The 21,581-nt window shown below is 63.1% G+C and carries 18 protein-coding genes; 12 read left to right on the top strand and 6 right to left on the bottom strand.

Translation table 11 applies throughout. From position 1 onward, the window contains the following. The first annotated feature begins 111 nt into the window (after nt 1–111). Nucleotides 112–1,818, top strand: coding sequence for an ABC transporter family substrate-binding protein (locus FXY94_RS04730; protein WP_016663879.1), 1,707 nt, complete (start codon nt 112–114; stop codon nt 1,816–1,818). Nucleotides 1,819–1,916: 98 nt separating this feature from the next. Here the strand turns inward: FXY94_RS04730 and FXY94_RS04725 are convergent, their stop codons facing one another. The 3 genes from FXY94_RS04725 to FXY94_RS04715 are packed head-to-tail and all read right to left on the bottom strand — an operon-like array spanning nt 1,917 to nt 4,216. Next, nucleotides 1,917–2,564, bottom strand: a complete 648-nt coding sequence (locus tag FXY94_RS04725) for a hypothetical protein (protein ID WP_016663878.1) — start codon at nt 2,562–2,564, stop codon at nt 1,917–1,919. Beyond that, a complete protein-coding gene (locus tag FXY94_RS04720) occupies nt 2,561–2,854 on the bottom strand; it encodes a DUF6457 domain-containing protein (RefSeq protein WP_016663877.1) in 294 nt (97 codons plus the stop codon). The genes FXY94_RS04725 and FXY94_RS04720 overlap by 4 nt, the downstream gene beginning before the upstream one ends. Nucleotides 2,855–2,893: 39 nt before the next feature. Next, nucleotides 2,894–4,216, bottom strand: a complete 1,323-nt coding sequence (locus FXY94_RS04715; protein ID WP_016663876.1) for a molybdopterin molybdotransferase MoeA — start codon at nt 4,214–4,216, stop codon at nt 2,894–2,896. Between the two features lie 146 nt (nt 4,217–4,362). On the opposite strand from FXY94_RS04715, the gene FXY94_RS04710 reads away from it, so the two are divergent. The 4 genes from FXY94_RS04710 (at nt 4,363) to FXY94_RS04695 (ending at nt 8,968) form a co-directional block, all read left to right on the top strand. Beyond that, nucleotides 4,363–5,673, top strand: coding sequence for an ABC transporter substrate-binding protein (locus tag FXY94_RS04710; RefSeq protein ID WP_016663875.1), 1,311 nt, complete (start codon nt 4,363–4,365; stop codon nt 5,671–5,673). A 79-nt stretch (nt 5,674–5,752) separates the two neighbouring features. Then, the gene (locus FXY94_RS04705; RefSeq protein ID WP_016663874.1) at nt 5,753–6,739 is read left to right on the top strand and encodes a carbohydrate ABC transporter permease; all 987 of its coding nucleotides are present in this window, start codon (nt 5,753–5,755) and stop codon (nt 6,737–6,739) included. After that, complete coding sequence (locus FXY94_RS04700; RefSeq protein WP_016663873.1) at nt 6,736–7,653, top strand: carbohydrate ABC transporter permease; 918 nt, start codon at nt 6,736–6,738, stop codon at nt 7,651–7,653. Before FXY94_RS04705 ends, FXY94_RS04700 begins: the two co-directional genes overlap by 4 nt. 22 nt (nt 7,654–7,675) lie before the next feature. Then, the gene (locus FXY94_RS04695) at nt 7,676–8,968 is read left to right on the top strand and encodes a class I SAM-dependent methyltransferase (protein WP_016663872.1); all 1,293 of its coding nucleotides are present in this window, start codon (nt 7,676–7,678) and stop codon (nt 8,966–8,968) included. 59 nt (nt 8,969–9,027) lie between these two features. Here the strand turns inward: FXY94_RS04695 and FXY94_RS04690 are convergent, their stop codons facing one another. The 3 genes from FXY94_RS04690 to FXY94_RS04680 are packed head-to-tail and all read right to left on the bottom strand — an operon-like array spanning nt 9,028 to nt 12,904. Next, complete coding sequence (locus FXY94_RS04690; protein ID WP_016663871.1) at nt 9,028–10,428, bottom strand: mannitol dehydrogenase family protein; 1,401 nt, start codon at nt 10,426–10,428, stop codon at nt 9,028–9,030. After that, nucleotides 10,428–11,864 (bottom strand): glucuronate isomerase, encoded by a 1,437-nt coding sequence (uxaC, locus tag FXY94_RS04685; RefSeq protein WP_016663870.1) that lies wholly within the window; start codon nt 11,862–11,864, stop codon nt 10,428–10,430. The genes FXY94_RS04690 and uxaC overlap by 1 nt, the downstream gene beginning before the upstream one ends. 2 nt (nt 11,865–11,866) lie before the next feature. Next, complete coding sequence (locus tag FXY94_RS04680; RefSeq protein ID WP_016663869.1) at nt 11,867–12,904, bottom strand: LacI family DNA-binding transcriptional regulator; 1,038 nt, start codon at nt 12,902–12,904, stop codon at nt 11,867–11,869. A 152-nt stretch (nt 12,905–13,056) separates the two neighbouring features. On the opposite strand from FXY94_RS04680, the gene FXY94_RS04675 reads away from it, so the two are divergent. Genes FXY94_RS04675 through FXY94_RS04645 form a run of 7 tightly spaced genes read left to right on the top strand, consistent with a single transcriptional unit; the run spans nt 13,057 to nt 21,576 of the window. Beyond that, on the top strand, nt 13,057–15,570 hold the full coding sequence (locus FXY94_RS04675; protein WP_040386459.1) for a glycoside hydrolase family 31 protein: 2,514 nt from the start codon (nt 13,057–13,059) through the stop codon (nt 15,568–15,570). Nucleotides 15,571–15,603: 33 nt separating this feature from the next. After that, nucleotides 15,604–16,629, top strand: a complete 1,026-nt coding sequence (locus FXY94_RS04670) for a TRAP transporter substrate-binding protein (RefSeq protein WP_016663867.1) — start codon at nt 15,604–15,606, stop codon at nt 16,627–16,629. 5 nt (nt 16,630–16,634) lie between these two features. Then, nucleotides 16,635–17,207: a TRAP transporter small permease gene (locus FXY94_RS04665; protein ID WP_016663866.1), complete on the top strand. Its 573-nt coding sequence runs from the start codon at nt 16,635–16,637 to the stop codon at nt 17,205–17,207. Further along, the gene (locus tag FXY94_RS04660) at nt 17,204–18,505 is read left to right on the top strand and encodes a TRAP transporter large permease (RefSeq protein ID WP_016663865.1); all 1,302 of its coding nucleotides are present in this window, start codon (nt 17,204–17,206) and stop codon (nt 18,503–18,505) included. The genes FXY94_RS04665 and FXY94_RS04660 overlap by 4 nt, the downstream gene beginning before the upstream one ends. A gap of 42 nt (nt 18,506–18,547) precedes the next feature. After that, on the top strand, nt 18,548–19,630 hold the full coding sequence (locus FXY94_RS04655) for a TRAP transporter substrate-binding protein (protein ID WP_016663864.1): 1,083 nt from the start codon (nt 18,548–18,550) through the stop codon (nt 19,628–19,630). Next, nucleotides 19,627–20,262 carry a TRAP transporter small permease gene (locus FXY94_RS04650; RefSeq protein WP_016663863.1) on the top strand — a complete coding sequence of 212 codons (636 nt, stop codon included), beginning with the start codon at nt 19,627–19,629 and terminating at the stop codon, nt 20,260–20,262. The genes FXY94_RS04655 and FXY94_RS04650 overlap by 4 nt, the downstream gene beginning before the upstream one ends. Before the next feature lie 3 nt (nt 20,263–20,265). Then, complete coding sequence (locus tag FXY94_RS04645; RefSeq protein ID WP_016663862.1) at nt 20,266–21,576, top strand: TRAP transporter large permease; 1,311 nt, start codon at nt 20,266–20,268, stop codon at nt 21,574–21,576. Nucleotides 21,577–21,581: the final 5 nt, after the last annotated feature.

Genomic DNA, 21,581 nt, shown 5'->3' with positions numbered 1-21,581 from the left:
TCCAATGTTCGTTACCCCACAAATAGCCCTCTCAGCAGGCCTTATGTCCGAGATACCGATGAAACGTGGATAACATTAACGTGGAATTACCCCCTCTCGAGAAAGGCCATCATGGCTTTCACTAGCACCCGTCGTCTCTTCCTCCAGGGCACCGCGCTCACCGGCGCTGCCGCAGCCCTCACGGCGTGCTCGCAAAAGAGCGCGGAGGAACAGGCACAGCAGGCAAACGCCGCTAACGACAAGGCTGTCGAGGAGCAGATGAAGCTGCCGTCGACCGCGTGGGAGCGCGTTGACTACGATCAGGTCGCCGACGGCGGCACCTTCACGATCGCCATTGCCCAGGTTCCCGCGAACTGGAACCAAAGCCACATCGACGGCAACGAGGTTTCTCTCTCCGCGATCATGGAGACCGTCTGCCCGGAGACCCCGCTCAAGGCTTCCGAAAACGGCGAAGCCAAGCCTGATCCCGACTACATCAAGTCGGCTGAGCTGACGAGCGAGGATCCGCAGATCGTCACCGTGAAGTTCAATGAGAAGGCCGTGTGGAGCGACGGTACGCCCGTGACGGTCGATGACCTGATTTCTCAGCAGAAGGCCCAGAACGGGGAAAACGACAAGTACCAGACCGCTTCGACGACCGGCTGGAGCTCGATCAAAGAGATCCGCAAGATCAACGACTTCGAGGCGGAGATCGAGTACGCGGAGACGTTCCCGTTCTGGAACATCTACCTCTACCCGAGCCTGCCGAAGGCAGTCACGGCAACGCCCGAGGCGTTTAACGGCCTGTCGACCGAACCGACCCTCACGCGCGGCCCGTTCGCGATTGACAACATCGACGCGACCGGCGGCGTGATCACCGTCAAGCGCAATGACAAGTGGTGGGGCCGTGCCCCGAAGCTCGAGTCGATCATCTTCAAGGTGACGACCCAGCAGAACCAGGCGCAGGCGTTCGTGAACGGCGAGCTCGACTACATCGATATTTCCGATGGCGATACCTACGGTCAGGCGAAGGGCCGCAAGGATGCCGTGATTCAGAAGTCGAACGGCCTTTCGTGGTCGCACCTCACGCTCAACGTGGGTGGCGCTGACGGCGCGTTCGGTGACGCGAAGGTTCGTGAGGCGATTTTCCGCGGCATCGACCGCAACGCCGTGGCTCGTGCGGTCATGGAGCCGCTCGAGTCGCCCGTGATCCTCGTGAACAACTACATTTACATGCCTGGTCAGGAGGGTTACGAAGATTCCTTCGGCGACCTGAAGTTCGATCCGGAGGCGTCCGCGAAGCTCCTCGAGGAAGCCGGTTACAAGAAGAATGGCGATGTGTACGAGAAGGACGGCAAGCCGCTCGCGTTCTCGCTCATCATTCCGGCGGAGACGAAGTCGAGCGAGGATCGTGCACGCCAGATCATGACGAACCTCAACGCCGTAGGCTTCAAGGTTGACCTTCAGACCGTTCCGGCCGACAAGTACTTTGATGATTACGTGATCCCGGGCAGCTTTGCTGCGGTCTCGTTCGGGTGGCGCGGCACGCTCTTTGCGGAGCAGTCGGGCACGAACGTGTTCCTCAAGGATTCGGGTCAGAACTTCACGGGCTTCGCGCCGGAGAGCCTCGAGGGGCTCAACAAGGAGCTTCACTCGGAGCTTGACCCGAGCAAGCGCGTGGAGATCGCCAACAAGTTCTCGAAGGAGCAGTTTGGCGCGTTTACGGTGCTTCCGTTCTACGCGACGCCGACGATCATTGGCCTCACCGAGGGCTTCGTGAACGTTGGCGCTGCGCAGTTCGAGACGACGGACTGGACGGCCGTGGGCAAGAAGGCCTGATCGGTTTTCCGGCTACGGGCCGGGTTTCGCTCTCCACGGGTTTTCGAGGAGGGTGAGGCCCGGCCCGTTTCGTATGCGCGCGATCGAGGGGGCCGACGCTAGAGGGCCCAGGTCAGCACCCCGAGGATGAGGAAGGCAACCGGGATCGCGAGGGGGATGATCCTCACGTGGGACTGGACAGTCGCGAAGATCGAGCTGGCGTCGGAATCCTTGTGGTGCGCGATCTGCCATGCCTCCCACGCGCTCACGAGAACACGCGAGGGTGAGCGTTCCTGATCGTTGCGCAGGCGTTCGGCGGGGCCGATGTGCTGGCGGCCCACGCGCCGGTCGCGGCCGGAGATTCGCACGTGGGCGTCGGCAGGTTTATCGCGCCCAATTCCCGGAGCGTTCCAAGCGGTAATGGTACGGGTCGTGCCACTTTCTGTACGGGCACGGATCGAGACCATGGCGCCAAGGCCGATGTGGTCGATTGCGCCGTAGGGCGCGCTGTACTCGTGAAAAACGTTGCGGATGACCACGCCACGTTGGTAGACGAGGGTCGCGGGTGAGAACAGGACGAGCCACACGAGAGAGGCGGCGAGCGCGAGCCACGGACCGAACTGGAGGACGGTGTCCCAACGGTTTTTGAGGATGGCATCGGCCAGGAGGAACGCGATGATCGCCCACGTGAGAGCGGGAATCCACAGTGCGCTCGCGGGACGCAGAGAGATGGGTTTTTCGCCTTCGGTATCGAAGTTGGGCGTCACTGGTCGCCTTCGACGGGATCGCCGATGTAAGCGCGCACGAAGCGTTTCACCTGGTCGTGAGCATCGGCCCACGTTTTCGCGCGGCCGCTACCCACGAGGTAGCCGACCGCCATTGCCGCGAAGGGCCCCGCGGGGCGCACGACGGTGTGGGCGGCAACGCCCGTAAGAGAAAGGATAAGGTCGCGGTCGTCCTCGGTGAAGGTCGGGGTGAAGCCGGAATCCTCGGCGGAGGCGTCGATAAAACGCTGAAGGGCTTCGATCATTGCCGGATCGTCGGCCTTGGGGCTCATGAGTGCATCTCCTTCACTTGGGGTCGTACCCATTATCGCCTATCGACTACCGAGGCTCCCGCCGAGCGAGAGGACGCGTGCGCGGTCGCGTTCGAGAATGAGAAGTGCGTTCGCTTCAGCGAACGGGCGAAGGCGCGGGCCCTCGCACTGGGTTGCGATCACGCGCCCGTGCTCGATCGAGAGGTGGGCGGGTTTCACGGTTGCGCCGGCCTTGAGGGGGCTATCGTTGCGGCGCACGTTCTCGAGCGGGAGGGTGATGGGTTGCGAGGGCGCGCCGAGCAGTGGCGCGACGAAGAGGTGGAACGCCGTGAAGGCGCCGACGGGGGTTCCGGGAAGGTGCACCATGGGGATCATGGCACTGCCTTCGGCATGGTCGACGGGCAGTCGCCCCACGCCTTGCGGCCCTCCGGGGCGCATCGCGAGGTGTTCGAAGATGGAACAGTTGAGGCCTGGCGTGGCGCCGAAGCCCTCGCCGAATGCCGCTTTCACAACGTCGCGCGCGCCAGAGCCGACACCACCCGTCGTCACGATGAGGTCGTGCCGCGGTGCGATGGAGCGCGCGAGTCCAATGAGTTCTGCGGGATCATCACCGACGTGATGGATGCTTGCCTCAGCGCCGAAGCGCGCGCATGCCGCCTCGAGCATCGGCCCGTTTGATTCGAGCACGGCGCCGCGCCGCGCACCCGCATCTCCTCGCAAGTCGGTCACGAGCTCGTCGCCCGTCATGATGATCGCGACCCTACGCGGCTTCGTCAGTCGCGCATGCGTCACCCCCACCGAGAGCGCGATCCCGATCAGCTCGGGGGTCACGATGTCGCCGGAGCGCGCGAGCATATCGCCCTCGGGAATTTCCTCGCCGACCTCGCGAATGTGGCGACCCGGCGCGAATGCCTTGGTGCGTTCGGCCTCGGCAATCGCGAGGGTAATGCGCGCGGGGGCGCGATCCGCCGTGGGGTCGGCATCCGTGAACTCGACCGGGATCACGACATCGAGGTCATCGGGCAGCAGGCCGCCCGTCATGATGCGCGCGGCAGTTCCCGGGCGGCGTTTTCCGACGACTGCCCTGCCAGCAGAGATGTCGCACGTGACCTCGAGTTGAGCGGAGCAAGCGTCGGCCGCTCCCTCTCCCAACCCGAGTTCGCGCGTACTCACGGCAAACCCATCCATTGCGCTCATGCGGAACTGCGGGGCGGGGATACGGGCGGTCAGGGGTTCGGCGAGCCTCCTGCCAAGCGCCCCCGCGAGCGGGGCGTCTTCGGTATGGTCGGGCGCAAGGGCGGCGAGTGCAGTCACTCGCGCGCGCCATTCGTCGAGGCTCACGTGCATATCGACATCTTTCGTGGCAGCGGGATCATTGCTCACCAACGTACACGCTCGCGAACGCGCCAGTGGTGGTTGACCGATACGTGATGCATGCCTCACGTGCCCTACAATGGGAGCACACCCGGAGTAACGTTGCCCGGGCCCGGATGCAACGCTGCTTTCGGATAAGAGTGGAAGGATCCCCAATGTTTAACCCCAGCCGTCGTTCAGTCCTCGCGGCCACCGCAGCTGGTGCTGCTGTCGCCGGTCTCGCTGCGTGTTCCAATGACAATTCGAAAGCCGGCGGCGCGAGCGGCGCCAAGGGCAATTTTGACGAGCGCGGTCCGATCACCTTCGCGACCGGTAAAGACACCTCCGGCAAGCTCAAGGAATTCCTCGAGAAGTGGAACAAGGACCACGCCGATGAAAAGGTGACGCTCGTCGAGCTTCCCGAATCGGCTGATGAGCAGCGCTCGCAGTTCATCAATAACGCACAGGCGAAGTCCGATGCCTACACCGTGCTCGGCCTCGACGTCGTGTGGACGGCCGAGTTCGCTGCCCAGCAGTGGGTGGTCGAGCTTCCCGAGGATAAGTTCAAGCTCGATAAGCTCATTCCCTCGACCGTGGATACGGCTAAGTATTTCGACAAGCTCTACGCCGTGCCCTACACGACGAACGCCGAGCTCCTCTTCTACCGCAAGGACCTCCTCCAGGCGGCTGGCTCGAACGAGCCGCCCAAGAGCTTCGAGGAGATGTACCAGATGATCGAAGCGATCCGCGGAACCGAAGAGGGCAAGGACACCCTCGGTTTCGGCTCGCAGTACTCGAAGTACGAAGGCATCACGGTGCAGCTCACGGGCCTCGCGAAGTCCGCGGGCAAAGACCTGTTCGACAAGGAAGGCAAGCCCCAGGCAAACTCCAATGAGGCGAAGGCTGGCCTCAAGGCGGTCAAGGACGGCTTCGACAAGAAGTTCATCCCCGAAGAGGCCCTCACCTACAAGGAAGAGGAAAGCCGCCAGGCCTTCCAGGACGGTCGCCTTGCCTTCCTCCAGAACTGGCCGTACGTGTGGGATCTCGCGAATGCTGAAGATGGCTCGTCGAAGATCAACGGCAAGTTCGACGTCTGCCCAGTCCCGGGGATCGGCAGCGCAGAGGGCTCAGCGGCACTCGGTGGTTTGAACTACGCGATTTCGGCGTTCGGCAAGAATATGGGCACCGCAATCGACTTCATCGCCTTCATGGTCGAGGAAGCTCAGCAGAAGGAATGGACTCTCGCGACCTCGCAGGCTCCGGCCAACGCCGCGGTGTACGAGGATGCCGACGTTCTCGAGAAATACCCGTTCTTCACGACGCTCAAGGAAGCGATTGACAAGGGCACGTCGCGCCCGCAAGCCGTCAAGTACGGCGATGTCACGCAGGCGATCCAAGAGGCCACCTACAGCGTCCTCTCGGGCGAGAAGGAGGTCGACGCTTCGCTCGACGAACTCCAGAAGACCCTCGAGGAACTTCAGGCCTAAACGCTATGAATCGGGCCCGCGGCGCTCATCACAGTGCCGCGGGCCCGATCCGCTTTCAACCCTTTGAAGGGAACGCTGCATGTCTCGCTCCGACATCTCGAAAGGCGAAGGTCGCCTCGCCTATCTACTCCTCTTGCCCACGCTTGTCCTTCTGGCGGTCGTCGTGGGCTTCCCTCTCGTGCTCTCCGTGTGGCAGTCCTTCTTCGTCGCCAACGGTGGGATTGACCCCGAGACGGGCTTCATTCAACAGGGCGATACCTTCGTGGGCTTCAAGAACTACATGGACGCCTTCACGTCAGTCGGCGCGGGCGCCGGGTTCTGGAATGCCTTTTGGAACACCACGCTCTTCACGATTATTGGCGTCAGCATCGAGACCGTTCTCGGCGTTGCCATGGCCCTCATCATGGCCCGTGCGATGCGTGCCACGGGCCTCATCCGCGCGTCGATTCTTGTCCCGTGGGCCATTCCGACGGTTGTCTCGGCCCTCATGTGGCAGCTCATTTTTGACGCGAACGGCATTGCGAACAAGCTGATCCAGCACCAGGTGCTGTGGACCACCGAGGGGTGGCAAGCGAAGGCCGCGGTGCTCATCGCTGATATTTGGAAGACCGCCCCGTACATTGGTCTGTTGACCCTCGCGGGGCTCCAGACTATCGACGAGCAGATTTACGAGGCGGCGAAGGTCGATGGCGCGAATCGCTGGCAAACCTTCTGGCGCATTACGCTTCCCATGATCCGCCCCGTGCTCGTCGTGGCCGTTTTGTTCCGCATGCTCGACGCCATGCGCATGTTCGATCTGCCGTACGTGATGCTCGGCCGGCTTAAGTCTGGCCAGACCCTCTCGATGCTTGCGCAAGATGCCGCAACCAAGACCAACTACGGCATGGCATCCTCGTATTCGATTGTGCTGTTCTGCTACATCTGCCTCGTAGCCTTCGTCTTCATCAAGGTGCTTGGGGCCGATGTACTCGGGGACAGCGCCAAGAAGAAACCGAAGAAGAACAAGAAGCGGCCGAGCCTGGTTGCCAGTAAAAACACCACCGTGACCGAGGGGAGCATGCCGTGAGCACCGCCGCCACCCACACTGCATCCGAAAACGAGACGCCGCGCACGCCCGTCACGCCCAAGAAGCACAAGGGCAACACTGGCGCCAAGATTATCGTCGGTCTCGGTGTCGCGTTCATCCTCGTGTACTGCCTCGCGCCGTTCTACTGGATGCTCGTGAGCTCCTTGCGACTCCCGAGCATGGGCCGCTCGACCGATCTGATCCCGAATCCGATCTCGATCGAGAACTACAAGGCCGTATTCGATCCCTCCAACAACTTCGCACGAGCACTTCTCAACTCGCTTGTTGTCGCGGGCGGCACCACCCTCCTCGTGCTGTTGCTCGGGACGGCGGGCGCATACGCGCTTGCGCGCCTCGACTTCTGGGGCAAAGTCCTCGTGATGTTCGCGATCGTCGCGACGTCGATGTTCCCCGTGATCACGCTCGTTGTTCCCCTCTTGAAGCTGTTTAGTGGCGGTTACGATTGGGCGCCGATCAACTGGATCAACACCTACCAGGCGATGATCCTGCCAACGATTAGTTTCGCGCTCCCCCTTGCCGTGTGGAACCTCAACGCGTTCTTCCGTCAGCTTCCCGTGGAGCTCGAACAGGCGGCGATGGTCGATGGCACCACCCGTATCGGCGCGTTCGTGAGGGTCATCCTCCCGCTCGCGACACCGGGCATCTTCACGACGGCGATCATCACCTTCATCGCCGCGTGGAACGAGTTTCTCATCGCTCTCACGATGGTCAACGACCCCGCGATGCAGACCGCGAACGTCGCAATCTCGAAGTTCACGGGCATTTCGCAGTTCGACACTCCCTACGGCACGAAGATGGCGGCGGGCGTGATCGTGACGGTTCCTCTCATCATCATGGTGCTCGTGTTCCAGCGCCGCATCGTTGGTGGTTTGAGCGCGGGCTCGCTCAAGTAGCCCGTCGCGTAGCCTTGAGGGCATGAGTTCTTACGGTCTTTCGCAGCTCCTCACGCCCGAGGGCATGGCCCTCCTCGACTCGCTTCCCGAGTATTCCGAGGAGGGCTCTCTTGCGCTCTCGCAGCGATTGCGCGGCGAAGGCCACTCCCCCGAACTCATCGCGGCGGCCCTCACCCAGTCACGTCTTCGCGCGAAGGCCCGCGACAAGTTTGGCGATTTCGCCTCGAGCATGCTGTTCACTGCGCACGGGCTGGAGCAGGCCACGCGCCTCGAGGTGGCGGCTCATCACGCGGCGCGGTTTCGCGACGCGGGCGTGCAGAGCGTGGCGGATCTTGGCTGCGGGCTTGGTGGGGACACGATCGCAAAGGCGGCCCTCGGCCTCGAAGTTCTGGGCGTGGACTGCGATGAGGAAACGGCGGCACTCGCAACGGTGAACGTGCGACCCTTTCCGAATGCGCGCATCACGCTTGGTCGGGCCGAGGACGTCGATTTTTCACACCTCGACGGCGCGTGGTTCGACCCCGCACGCCGCGAGAGCCGCCGCGGCCGCACGGCGCGCATTCACGACCCCGAGGAGGCCACGCCGCCGCTCTCCTTCGTTCGCGCGGTAGCCGATGAGGTTGGCGCAGTGGGGGCAAAGCTCGCCCCCGCGATCGATCACGAGCACCTCGTGCCGGGCACGGAGACGCAGTGGGTCAGTTGGCGCGGCCAGGTTCTCGAGGCGTGCATGTACTTCGGCCCGCTCGCCAGGCGCGTCGGCGAGGGTGCGCTCGCGGTGCCGAGCGAGGCAACCGTCGGACCCGTCGGGGCCCTCGCTGAGGGCGCCGTGATCGCGCGCTCAGCCCTCGTGCTCGGTTCCGACGGTCGCCCGGCCCAACTCGTGCCCGATTCGAACGATGAGGCCGAGCTGCGCAACCCTCCCGTGGGCTCGAATGGGGCGTACCTGTGGGAGCCCGATGGCGCGGTGATTCGCGCGGGCCTTCTGGGGACGCTCGCGCGAAAGATTGGCGCACACACGATTGACGACTCGATCGCCTACCTGAGCAGCGATGATGCCTCGCGAGCGGCTCTCGATTCGCCTCTCGCGCGGGCGTTTCGCGTGCGCGAGGTCATGCCGTTCACGACCAAGAAGATCGCGGCCAGGCTGCGCGAGCTCGAGGTGGGCACGCTCGAGGTGAAAAAGCGCGGCATGGATATCGATCCGGCAAGGTTCAGGAGCGAGCTCAAGCTTGATCGGCGCGCACCGCGCGCGGCGACGCTCATCGCCACGCGGGCCGGTGGCAGCCGCGTCGCGATCATCGCCGAACCTTGCTAGCCGCCTTCTCTGCTCCCTTTCTCCACCCTCATCGCGAGCGCGCCACCGGCCGGGAAGCTTTAGGCCGCCTCGATCACGCGCTCCACAAACTCCGAGTAGTTCATGAGCTCTGGCTCGAGAAGCTCAAGGAGGGCGCGCTCCACGCCCCCGTCGCCGGTCTTCGCCCTGGCCTCATCGATCGCGCTCTGTTGCGCATCGGGTGAGGCAACACCATCGCGCTGGCGGCGAATCCATCCGGCGATCGCGGGCACGGCACCAGTGGCGCCGCGCCCCGCCTCGAGTTCCTTGAGAGCAATCGGCAGGATGCGGATGCGGAGCTTCGCGAGCGAATCGTTGCCAATTTGCGACAGCAGATGCTTGATGTGGGGATTCTCGAAGCGCTCGAGAAGAGCCTCACGGTAGGCATTCGCCTCCACAAAGTCGGGGAGGTAGCGCGAGGCCTCATCCCACAGCGCCTCGACCTCTGCTCGCACCTCTCGATCACCAATCGCTTCGGCGACGGTCTCGTAGCCGCGATTCACGGCGGCGTTCGCGAGCAGAGTGTGCGCACCGTTGAGAAGCCACAGCTTGCGGTTTTCGTATGGCTCGAGATCATCTGTGAAGATCGCCCCGGCCTTCTCCCAGGCGGGACGGTCGCCCACGAACTCGCCCTCGATAATCCACGAGGCAAAAGGCTCGGTGACGACCGGAGAGGCGTCCTCGAGGCCCGTGAGCTCCTGCGCCGTTGCCCGATCGGCGTCTGTCGCCTTCGGGGTGATCCGGTCGATCGAGGTGGAGGTCACCGACACGTTGTCCTTGATCCACGTCGCGGCCTCGGCGCCAAGGCACGCCGCGTATTCATTGATCACGCCGCGCGTGAGCGGGCCGTTGCCGGGGAGGTTGTCGCACGGCACGATCGTGATCGCGCCGGCTCCCGAGCGGCGGCGCGCGTCGAGGCCGAGCACGAGACGCGCGAGGGCGGTCTCGAGCTGGGGCAGGCGGGCGTCGGACTCCCCTTCGCCGGCCGTGCCCGCGGCATACTCCTCAAGCGCTTTCAGATCTGCCGCGACCGCGTCGTTGGCGCGGTCGAGCGCACCCTTCGCGTCGGTGCCGTACCCGGCCTCGGTGACGGTGAGGGTCACGAGCGAGACGTCGGGCGAGCGTAGGTCTGCGCACAAACCTTCGAGGTCGTTCGCCGCGTGCGCCTCGGAAATGACCGACATGACCTGCGCATCATCGCCTTCGGCCCCGCGCACGATGAGCGTGTACAGGCAGTCCTGGGCCGAGAGTTCCTCTGCGGCGCGGGGGCTACGGCCCGTGTAGGCGGAGAATCCCCATTCGCCGTCGTCATCCACCTCGCTCGTGTACCACGCCTGATGGGCGCGGAAGAACGCTCCGAGGCCCAAGTGGACAATACGCACGGGGCGCGGCTCGAGGCCGCCCTTGGCAGTGAGATCGGCGTCGCGGCTGAGAACAGTCATCACTTCTCTCCCTTCGAAAGCATCGATTCGAGTTTGAAGACTCGCGCGGGCTGGTCAACTGTGAGCTCGCGGATGATCCGTAGCGCGCTCGACTTGGGAAGGCGCCCCTCCATGACGTAGCGCGCGAGGAACGCCGCGTCGCAGCGGCGCGCCATGTCGTGGCGCGTAGGAATGGAGAGGAACGCGCGCGTATCGTCGATGAAACCGGAACCCCGCGTGAATCCCGCGGTTTCGGTGATCGCCGAACGGAAGCGAATGATCGCGTCGGGCGCATCGATGAACCACCAGGGGGCGCCGATGAACACGCTCGGATAAAAGCCTGCGAGCGGGGCAACTTCGCGTGAATACATCGTTTCGTCGATACCGAAAAGCACGAGGTGGAAGCCCTCCTCAAGCCCCACCTTTTCGAGAAGCGGGCGAATGTTGCGCGTGTATTCGATCTGCTCGGGAATGTCGTGGCCGGTGTCGGGACCGAACCGCTCGAACGTCGCCGTCGAATGGTTGCGGAACACGCTTGGGTGCAGCGTCATGACGAGGCCGTCTTCGACACTCATCTGGGCGCAGCGCACGAGCATCGCGCCCGTAAAGTCGCGCTTCTCGGCCTCGCTCGCCGTCCCATCGACCGCTTTCACGAGGAGCGCCTCGAGTGCGTCGTCGTCGAGGTCGATCGTGTACGGGGTCGGCACTCCGTGGTCGGCGGAGATCGCGCCGGCCTTGATGAAGCGTTCGCGCGAGGCCTTGAGGGCGCGCAGGTAGTCCGTAAGCGAGCGCGGGTCGCCGCCCACGCTGTCCGCGAGCGCGGTCGCGGCCTCGGTGAAGCCGGGTTTGTTCGGGTCGAGGAAGCGGTCGGGGCGCCATGTGGGAACGACGCGGCCGTAGAGCTCGCCGGCCTCGTGCAGGCGCGTGAGTTCGGCGTGGGCCTCGAGGTCGTCGAGCGGGTCGTCGGTCGTCGCGAGGAAGGCGATCTTGAACCGCGCGAAAAGGGCACGCGGGCGGAACTCTTCGGTCGCGAGTTTCTCGGCGATCTGGTCGTAGAGCCGATCGGCGCTTTGCGCGCTAGGTTCCTCGTCGATGCCGAAGAGCGACACGAATTCATCCGTGAGCCAGTAGCCGCTCGCGGTTCCCTCGAGGACGTGCCAGTTCGCGCAGAGAATACGCCAGGCCTCGCGCGGATCGACAGGATCGGCGGTGCCCACGCCTACATCGCGGAGGTTGACGCCGTTCGCGTGGAGCATACGGAACACGTAGTGGTCGAAGGTGAGGAACAGGGTGGTGGGGTCCGCGAACGGCTCGTTGTCGAGAAGGAGGCGCGGGTCCACGTGTCCGTGCGGGGAAAGGATTGGGAGGTCCTTCACCTCGGCATAGATTTCGCGTGCGAGGGCGCGCGTTTCGGGGTCGGCGGGAAAGAGTCGGTCGGGGTTGAGGTCGAGCGTCACTGTCACTTTCTCCCTTTCGGTTGGGGTGCGGGGCCGACGGAGCCTCGCATGAGTAGCTGCGTGGGGTACCTATCGGTTCCACGATCGCGCTCGCCGCTGAGCGCGGCGTGAACGTGGCGGATGGCTGCGGCGCCCATGTCTTCGAGCGGTGCGGCGATTGTGGTGAGCGGCGGACAGGTGAAGTCGGAGCCGAAAATGTCGTCGATGCCGGCGATCGAAAAGTCCTCGGGAATGCGAAGATCAGCGTCTCGTGCGGCGGTGAGCAGGCCAATCGCCATGATGTCGTTGTAGGCGATCACGGCGCTCGCACCCGTATCCCGCACCGCGTCGAGAGCGCGCTGCCCCGCTTCGCGGGTGGGGCGGTTCGGGCCGATCGTGAGGGCCTCGATCTGCTCGTCGCGGGCAGCGGCTTCGATGACCGCCCAGCGCTTCGCGTTCGTCCACGAGCTCTCGGGGCCTCCGAGGTAGCAAAGGCGGTCGTGCCCCTCTGCGGCGAGGATTCGCACGAGTTCTCGCAGGGCTGGCTCGTGATCCGCAAGGACTGAAAAGGCCGACGGCGACTCGCGATTGATCGTGACCACGGGATTGAGAGCCGCGATTGTCGCAATCGCGTCGTCGTCCAAACGGGAGCTGGCGAGAACGAAACCGTCAACCGAAGGCGCGAGGGAGCGGGCACGCGAGGCTTCCTTCACGTGGTCCTCGCGAAACTCGGACGTGACGAGTACGTAGCCGTCCTTTTCTGCCTCGCGTTCGGCGCCGCGAACAATCTCGAATGACACGGGGTTCGTGATGTCGGCAACGAGCAGTGCGATGGTTCCAGTGCGGCCCGTGGGAAGGGCACGAGCGGCGGGGTTTGCGCGGTAGCCGAGCGTTGCTGCTGCCTCCTTGACGCGCTCTTCGGTGGCTTTGCTGACGCGGCCGGGTTTGTGAAGGGCACGCGAAGCGGTAGAGGCGCTCACTCCCACGTGCTTCGCGATGTCGTAGATCGTGACGCGACGCGCGGGTGTGCGGCGCGGTGGTGCGGGGTGTTCGTTCGGCATTTTGAGCTCTCGACGACGTCGTTGTCCTGTGCAGTCACGTCGAGACTACCCCCGAGGCCAGCGCGACGGCAACCGGTTGCACAACGCCGCGATATGTGCAACCCTGATCGAGTCAGGAATCAACGATGCCGCCGCGACTAGGGATCCCGAAGATGCGATACGCCACCACGCTCCTTTCCAGCACACAGGAAGGAGCCACCGTCACCCTCCACACGGATGCCGCCCCCATTCGTCTGCTTGCCGTCACACCCGAGATTCTTCGCATCCGCGCGGGCTTTACCGATGACGGCGCATTCCGCGAGGCGTCCTACAGCCTCGTCACCACGGCCTGGCACGATGAACTCGACGACTACATGGGCGCCAAACGCACCCGACTCGCACCCTCCCCCCTCACCCTCGATAACGACCCCGATTCTCCCACCGTGACCGTGCGAGGGGAGCGCTTAAGGATCGAGATCGACCGGGAGCCCTTCCGCCTCCGGGTTTACGATTCCGACGGCACCCTCCTCCACGCCGATCTCATCGATCGCGGGTACCGACTGGACCGCAATCAGCGGCGCATCCACACGAGCGAAATTGCCGCGGGCGACCACTTCTACGGATTCGGCGAAAAAACCGGCGAGTTCAACAAGGCGAAGTCGTTCATGACGATGCGCGCCCAGGACTGCCTCGGCTACGACGCTGAGAGGGCCGATTCCCTCTATAAGCACATCCCGTTCTACATCAAGGCGAACGAGGTGAGCGGGGCAGCCGTCGGATACTTCTACCACAACACGTTCGCGTGCGATTTTGACATGGGCCGCTCCCACTCGAACTATTGGCCCGCCCATTCGACCTACCGCACCGACGGCGGAGATATTGATCTGTTCCTCATTGCCGGCCCGAGCGTCCGCGAGGTCGTGACTCGCTACACGCTCCTCACGGGAACCTCGGCGATGCTTCCCGCCGCCGCGCTCGGCTACCTCGGCAGCTCGATGTACTACCCCGAGCTGCCGAAGGATGCAGACGACGCAATCCTCAACTTCTACGATCACGCACGGCGTGAAAACATCCCGATGGACGGCTTCCAGCTCTCCTCGGGCTTTTGCCAGCAGGAAACCGACGAGGGCCTCAAGCGCTGCGTACTCACGTGGAACACGGAACGCTTCAAGGACCCGGCCGCGTTTTTCGCCGAGTCGAAGCGGCGCGGCATTGTCGTCTCCCCAAACGTCAAGCCCGGCGTGCTGAACGTCCACCCGCGCATGCCCGAGCTGATCGAGGACGGCGTGTTCGTGCGCGCCTCCGAGTCGGATGAGCCGGCACCCGCGCGCTGGTGGGGCGGCCCCGGCCACCTCGTTGACTTCACGAACCCCAAGGCCCGCGAGCGCTGGGAAAAAGACCTCACCGAAAACATGCTCGACTTCGGCACGGCGTCAATTTGGAACGATAACTGCGAGTATGACTCGATCGTTGACGAGGATGCCCGCTGCGATTTTGACGGCTACGGTGCTCCCCTCGCCGAGGCGCGCTCGATCATGGCAAACATTATGTGCTCGCTGACCGCCGACGCGATCGGAAAAGCACACCCGAACGCGCGCCCCTTCATCGTGTGCCGCGCGGGCTACGCGGGAATCCAGCGATTCGCGCAAACGTGGTCGGGCGATAACCACACGTGCTGGGAAACCCTCAAGGGCAACATCGCGACAATGCTCGGCATGAGCTTGTCGGGCGTTGCTAACCAGGGCGGCGATATCGGTGGCTTCCACGGCCCCGCGCCCGAGGGGGAACTGTTCGTGCGGTGGGTTCAAAACGGTATCTTCCAGCCGCGCTTCTCGATCCACTCCGTCAACAGCGACAACACGGTGACAGAGCCGTGGATGTACCCGAGCCTCACTCCTCTCGTGCGAGAGGCGATCCAACTGCGCTACCGCCTGTTCCCGTACCTGTACTCGCTCATGGAGCGCGCGCACCGCACGGGACTTCCAATCGCGGAACCGCTCGTGAGTGCCTTCCAGCACGATCCCGCGGTGTGGGACGAGAGCGTGAACTACATGCTCGGCGATTCGCTGTTCATCGCGAACGTCGTCGACAAGGGCGCCGACTCGAAAACCGTCACGTTCCCCGCGAACGAAACGTTCTACGACCTTGCCACCCGCGAACGCTACGAAGGTGGGCGCAGCTACGACATCCCCGTCACGCTCGCCTCGATCCCCACGTTCGTGCGTGAAGGTGGCATCGTCCCGCTCGCAAGCGAGGACCACATGAGCGTGTCGACCGAAACGGTCGACGCCCTCACACTCGTCACCGCGCCGGGACGCGACGGCCAGTTCACGCTCTATGAAGACGACGGCGTGAGCATGGACTACACGCGCGGGCGTTATTCTTCGACAACAGTGACCATGACCGCCGGTGACCGAGCCGTCTATACCTTCACCCACGAAGGAGACCTCGACACCCGCATCACGACGCTCGAACTCCAGGCCATTTCCCACGGCCAGGCACCCTTCTGGGTGAGCATCGACGGCGAGCAGATCCCGCACGCCCTGCACCCGAGCGACTTCGACTCGCAGGCCACCGTGTGGCTCTACGATCTCGAAACGTCCACCGTCCGCATTAAAACCCCATGGGATTCGAGCGAACACACGATCGTGGTCTCGTTCGAACAATTCGACATGATCGGCATGTAAATCCCCTCCCCTCGACCGTTGCAAGGAGGCAACATGACTCGTCGCATGACACGACGATCGGCGCTCGGCCTCGGGGCCGCCGCGCTGTCCGCCGCTGCGCTCGCCGGATGCTCATCCGGAAAGTTCACGAAGGACGGCAAGGTCAAACTGCGCATGGCCCACACGCTGGGCGACAAACACCCCACCTCGAAGGCCCTCGAAATTTTCGTCGACGAGGTCAATAAACGCTCGAACGGAGACATCGGCATCGAGGTGTTCGGCAACGGCGTACTCGGAAGCGAGACCGAGTCGATCGAACAGCTGAGCCGCGGTGTCGTCGACATCGTGCGCTGCGCGGCACCGTCGATCGCCCCGTACTCCTCCGGCTACAACGCCTTTGGCTTGCCGTTCCTCTTCGACGACGAGGAGCACTACTATCGCGCGATGGATTCGGGTGACATGCGCACCTTCTTCGATTCGAGCACGGAGGACGGCTTTCGCACGCTCACCTACTACACCTCGGGTGCGCGGTCGTTTTACACGGTCGACAAGGCGATCGAAACGCCAGACGACCTGCGCGGCTTCAAGATCCGCGTGCAGAACTTCCGTTCCCAAACCGAACTCATCAGCAAGCTCGGCGGCACACCGCTCATCCTGCCGTTCGGCGAAATCTACACGGGCCTCCAAACGGGTCTCGTGGACGGCGCCGAATCGAATGAGACCGCCCTGACCGACTCCGCGCACGGCGAGGTCGCGAAGGTCTTTACCTACACCGAGCACACCATGATTCCCGACGTCCTCTCGTTCAGTGAGGCAACGTGGAAGCTCCTCGATGCCGATCACCAAAAAGTCCTCAGCGAAGCGGCGGTTGCCTCCACCGAGCAGCACAAGACCATTTGGAGTGAGGCGATCACCACGGCCATCACGGATGCTGAAGCCATGGGAGTCACATTTGTGAAGGACGTGGACCGCGAGCCGTTCCGCGAGCTTACCTCGGGCATCGTTCCCGAGTTTGTTGACAAGTACGACGGCGTGAGCACCGTGCTCGACGCCATTGAGCACGCACGCAAGGGGGCGTAAAGGCCATGTACGACACCATGCTCAAGCTCAAGAAGGGCATCACTCTCGCCCTGTTCGTGATCGCCGGCGTTCTACTCGCTGCCATGGCGCTCCTCGTGATCATCCAGGTGTTCACGCGCTACGTTCTTTCGGATCCTGCCGATTGGACCGAGGAACTCGTCACCGTTTCGCTCATGTGGGCCTGCTTCTTGTGCGGCGCATACGCGTTCGTCAACCGCAAGCACATGGCTCTCGTATTCTTCCGCGACCGCCTCCCCGAGGCTGGAAAGCGCATCGTCATGATCCTCGTCGACGCACTCGCGCTCGCCTTTGCGGCGATCGTGATCGTGTGGGGCGGTACGCAGCTCACGCTCGTCTCCCTGGATGCGCCATCCGCGATCCTCCAGATCCCTCGTGGCCTCTCCTATGGCGCGGCCCCCGTCGGCGGCGTCTTCATGGTGCTCGCTCAGATCATCAACCTTTGGGAGGACGTCACGGGCGAAACCCTGCCCGACACCGACCTTGGCGCCGACGACGAGACGCTCGTGGCCGAAGCCGCCGCAGATATCCCCACCGAGACTAAGGAGGCCCGCGCATGAGCACCATGACGGTCACCCTGCTCCTGTTTGGCACCTTCTTCCTCCTGCTCGCGGTTGGCGTGCCCATCGCCATTGGCATTTCCGTTGCCGCGTTCGCGAGCATCCTCATGATTCTGCCGCCCGACCAGGCCATCTTCGTCGTCATGCAGAAGATGAACACGGGCCTCGAGTCGTTCACGCTGCTCGCAATCCCACTGTTCATTCTTGCGGGCAACATCATGAACAACGGCGGTATCGCCAAGCGCCTCATCGCGCTCGCCGAACTCGTCACGGGCCGTGTTCCCGGCTCGCTCGTGCACACGAACATCGTGGGCAACATGCTGTTCGGCGCCCTTTCCGGTTCGGCGGTCGCCGCGGCAGCCGCAATCGGCGGCACCATGAGCAAGCAGCAGCGCGAGCGTGGCTACGACCCCGCGTTCACCGCAGCAGCGAATATCGCGTCGGCCCCCTCGGGCCTGCTCATTCCTCCGACCACGGCCTTCATCGTGTACTCGATGATCGCGGGCGGTACCTCCATCGCGGCGCTGTTCATGGCCGGTGCGGTGCCGGGCATCCTCATGGGCCTGACCGTGATCGCGGTTGCGCTCGTGTATGCGATCCGCAAAAAGTACCCGACCTCGGGACACGTGAGCGCCGCGCAGGCCGGTAAGACCATCCTCGAAGCCATTCCGGCGCTTCTGCTCATCGTCATCGTCGTCGGTGGCATCGTCGCGGGCATCTTCACCGCGACCGAAGGTGCGGGCATCGCCGTCGCGTACTGCCTCATCCTTTCGCTCCTGTACCGCAGCCTCACGTGGAGCGATATCAAGGCGATCATGGCCCGCACGATCGGCACGACCGGCGTGATCCTCCTGCTGATCGCCGCGAGCTCGGCGATGAGTTGGGTCATGGCCTACACGGGCATGCCGCAAGCGATTAGCGAGCTTCTCCTCGGTGTTTCCGACAACCCGATCGTGATCCTCCTGCTGATCAACATCGTCCTCATCGTCGTTGGCACGTTCATGGACATCACGCCCGCGATCTTGATCTTCACGCCGATCTTCCTCCCCATCGCGGAAGGCATCGGCATGGACCCGGTCCACTTCGGCGTGGTGCTCGTGTTCAACATGTGCATCGGCACGATGACCCCGCCCGTCGGCTCGGTGCTCTTCATCGGCACGAGCCTCGCGGGCACGACGATCGAGAAGGTCATCCCGAGGCTCCTGCCGTACCTCGCAGCACTATTCCTCATGCTGCTCGTCGTCACGTTCGTGCCCACGCTATCCCTGTGGCTCCCGGGCGCGATGGGGCTTCTATAGCTGTTAGCCAACGAGCAGCGTGTGAAATCAAAGGAGATTTATATGGCTTCAATGCACCCTTTTACAGGGGTGGATGGACGTCACCGTCGCCCCTCCCTCGCCGTTTCTCGGCGGTCTGTTCTCGGCTTTGCAGCAGCAGCCGGCGCAGCCAGCATGCTTGCGGCGTGCGGAGGGGCGGAAGGTAGCGTGAGCACAGATCACGTTCTTTCCATATCCCTCAATCAAACGGAAACGCACCCGAGCTACATCGCGCTCACGAAATTCAGTGAACTTCTTGAAGAAGCCACGAATGGCCGTTGGGGCGCGCGAGTGTATGCGAACGAGAGCCTCGGTGCCCAGCAGGAAGTCGTTCAGCTCGTGGCCGATGGCGCCGTGGATATGGCCGCCATTTCAAGCCCTCAGATGGAAAACCTGTCTCTTCGTTTCCGCCCACTCAACCTGCCCGGCGTCTTTACCGATAGCGACCATCAGGCGGCTGTTCTCAAGGACGAGTCGATCGTGGGCGAGCTCTTCGAGTCACTTGTGGAGTCAAAGAACATCCGTGTCCTTGGCGGTTTTACACAGGGATCACGTCACCTGTACACGAATACTCCCGTCGCTTCCCCTGACGACCTCAAAGGCAAGAAGATCCGCGTACAGGAGTCCGATGTTTTCATCGCGCTCATGCGTGCAATGGGGGCCTCCCCCACGCCGATGGCCTACGGCGAGGTGTATACCGCCCTCCAGGCAGGCGTGCTCGATGGCGCGGAAAACAATGAGATTAGCTACGTGACGCAGCGCCACTATGAGGTCGCGAAGCACTTCACGCTCACGAACCACCTCGTGGGTCTCGACTACATCGTCGCCGGCGAAAACACGCTCACGAAGATGAGTGTTCAGGATCGCGAAGCATTCCTGAGCTGCTTCACCAAAGCGCAAGACTATTTCGTTGAGCTCTGGAACACCGAGACCGAAAAGGCCATCGACACGATGAAAGAAGCCGGCTCGACAATCCACGAGATCGATCCCTCGGCGTTCGGCCCGGCAATCGACTCGGTGGCCGAACAGTTCCTCTCGAACTCCGAGGATGAAGAGCTCTATACGAAAATCCGCGAACACCAATCAGCGAAGGGAGCGTCGAAGTGAGTACCGCAAGCGCCCCTACCCGAACCAATGCTCCTACATCCTCAGTTCGCCGCTGCATCATCGAGGTTCTCAAGTGGATCAGCATCGCCATCTTCGCGGTGCTCGTCCTCGTGGTGTTGTGGCAGGTGATCGCACGCCAACTCCTCGGCCAGCCCTCGACTTGGTCAACAACCGTCGCGCAGTACATGCTCGTGTGGCTCACGTTGTTCTCGATGGCGTTCGTGTTTGCGGAGCGCGGGCACGTGGCCGTCGATATCGTGTCTCGCCTTGCACCGCCCGCCGTGCAAAAGATTCTCGCGGTTCTGGTGGAGGTCGCGATCGCACTCTTCGCCGGACTCGGCCTCGTGTGGGGCGGCATCCGCGGCGTAGGGCTGACGTGGACCCAGACGATCCCAGGATTGCCGGTCACGATCGGCCACATGTACCTCGCGCTTCCCATGTGCGGCGTGATCGTCGTTGTCGTAGCCATCATGGACCTCATTGACGCGTCAAAGCACGGTGTGCTCGCATCGCTCGAGCCCCAGGCTTCCGACGGCATCCCCGCCCCTGCGATTCCTCGTCAGAGCGCAGATGCGGGCCCCCATTCAGCGCACCGAAGCGTCGGTGGCTCGATCGACACGACGGAGGTGTGAGCCGTGGATCCCGCAATGCTCGCCGGTTCGATTCTCGTTCTTGGCATCGCTTTTCTCATTCTCATCGGCGCTCCTATCGCCGTCGCTATCGGATTGCCGTCGGTGATTGCGCTGATCGCTGTGCTCGATGCCGACTCCGCTGTGTTCGTTGCGGCGCAGCGAATGTTTACGGGTTCGAGTTCGTTCACGTTGCTCGCAATCCCGTTCTTCGTTCTCGCCGGCAACCTTATGAATAGTGGCGGCATTGCCACGCGCCTGATCGATGCGGCAAAAGTTCTCGTGGGCCGTTTGCCGGGCTCCCTCGCACACACGAATGTGGTCGCGAATGCGCTTTTCGGTTCGGTTTCGGGGGCCGCCGTGGCGTCGGCAGCTGCCGTTGGTACGACGATGAATCCTCGTCAGCGCCGCGAAGGGTATGACCCGGCTTTCGCTGCGGCCGTCAATGTGGCCTCTGCACCGTCGGGCATGCTCATCCCGCCGTCGAACACTCTGATCGTGTACTCCCTCGTGTCCTCGACATCAGTCGCCGCGCTATTTGTTGCGGGCTACGGCCCCGGGATCGTGTGGGTGCTCGCGTGCGTCGCAGTCATTCTTCTTGCCGCGCGGCGACGCACCGAATTGCGCGGCGCCCAAGAACGCGTTCCTTTTGCGGTGGCCTGTATGACGCTTGTGAGGGCCCTGCCGGCGATTCTGATGATCGTGATTGTCGTGGGCGGTTTGCTTGCCGGCATTTTCACGGCAACAGAGTCTGCGGTGATCGCGGTCGCTTACTGTTTCGTGCTCGGCCTCATTTACCGGGAGCTACACCTCAAAGACCTGCCGGGAATCCTTGCGGCCTCGGCCCGCACGACAGCAGTGGTCATGTTGCTCGTTTCGGTTTCCTCTGCGCTCGGCTGGGCGCTCAGCTACGCGACGATCCCCGAGACGGTCGCGCACGCACTGCTATCCCTAGCCGATTCGAAGATTGTCATCTTGCTCATCATGATGACAGTTCTGCTTATCGTCGGTACTTTCATGGATCCTACTCCCGCGATCCTGATCTTCACGCCGATCTTCCTGCCTATCGCTGAAAAGCTTGGCGTGGATCCGATCCACTTCGGTCTCATGATCACGTACAACCTGTGCATCGGCACGATCACGCCGCCCGTAGGCAATGTGCTGTTCGTGGGTTCGAAAGTGGGTGGGGTGCGCGTAGAACCCGTCATCAAGGCGCTCGTGCCGTTCTTTATCGCGCTCATGATCGGGCTTTTGCTCGTCATGTTCATCCCGCAGATCACGTTGTTCCTGCCGGGCGTGTTCGGAGTTCTCACCTAGCGAGT

This window comes from Dermabacter jinjuensis (genome assembly GCF_902381725.1).
Lineage (GTDB): Bacteria > Actinomycetota > Actinomycetes > Actinomycetales > Dermabacteraceae > Dermabacter > Dermabacter hominis.
This window is presented reverse-complemented; position numbering and strand designations above follow the sequence as displayed.

Excerpts from the sequence above, each read along its gene's own strand:
- FXY94_RS04730 (WP_016663879.1), top strand. The coding sequence starts at position 112 with ATGGCTTTCACTAGCACCCGTCGTCTCTTCCTCCAGGGCACCGCGCTC.
- FXY94_RS04720 (WP_016663877.1), bottom strand. The coding sequence starts at position 2,854 with ATGAGCCCCAAGGCCGACGATCCGGCAATGATCGAAGCCCTTCAGCGT.
- FXY94_RS04710 (WP_016663875.1), top strand. The coding sequence starts at position 4,363 with ATGTTTAACCCCAGCCGTCGTTCAGTCCTCGCGGCCACCGCAGCTGGT.
- FXY94_RS04705 (WP_016663874.1), top strand. The coding sequence starts at position 5,753 with ATGTCTCGCTCCGACATCTCGAAAGGCGAAGGTCGCCTCGCCTATCTA.
- FXY94_RS04695 (WP_016663872.1), top strand. The coding sequence starts at position 7,676 with ATGAGTTCTTACGGTCTTTCGCAGCTCCTCACGCCCGAGGGCATGGCC.
- FXY94_RS04690 (WP_016663871.1), bottom strand. The coding sequence starts at position 10,428 with ATGACTGTTCTCAGCCGCGACGCCGATCTCACTGCCAAGGGCGGCCTC.
- FXY94_RS04680 (WP_016663869.1), bottom strand. The coding sequence starts at position 12,904 with ATGCCGAACGAACACCCCGCACCACCGCGCCGCACACCCGCGCGTCGC.
- FXY94_RS04675 (WP_040386459.1), top strand. The coding sequence starts at position 13,057 with ATGCGATACGCCACCACGCTCCTTTCCAGCACACAGGAAGGAGCCACC.
- FXY94_RS04670 (WP_016663867.1), top strand. The coding sequence starts at position 15,604 with ATGACTCGTCGCATGACACGACGATCGGCGCTCGGCCTCGGGGCCGCC.
- FXY94_RS04665 (WP_016663866.1), top strand. The coding sequence starts at position 16,635 with ATGTACGACACCATGCTCAAGCTCAAGAAGGGCATCACTCTCGCCCTG.
- FXY94_RS04660 (WP_016663865.1), top strand. The coding sequence starts at position 17,204 with ATGAGCACCATGACGGTCACCCTGCTCCTGTTTGGCACCTTCTTCCTC.
- FXY94_RS04655 (WP_016663864.1), top strand. The coding sequence starts at position 18,548 with ATGGCTTCAATGCACCCTTTTACAGGGGTGGATGGACGTCACCGTCGC.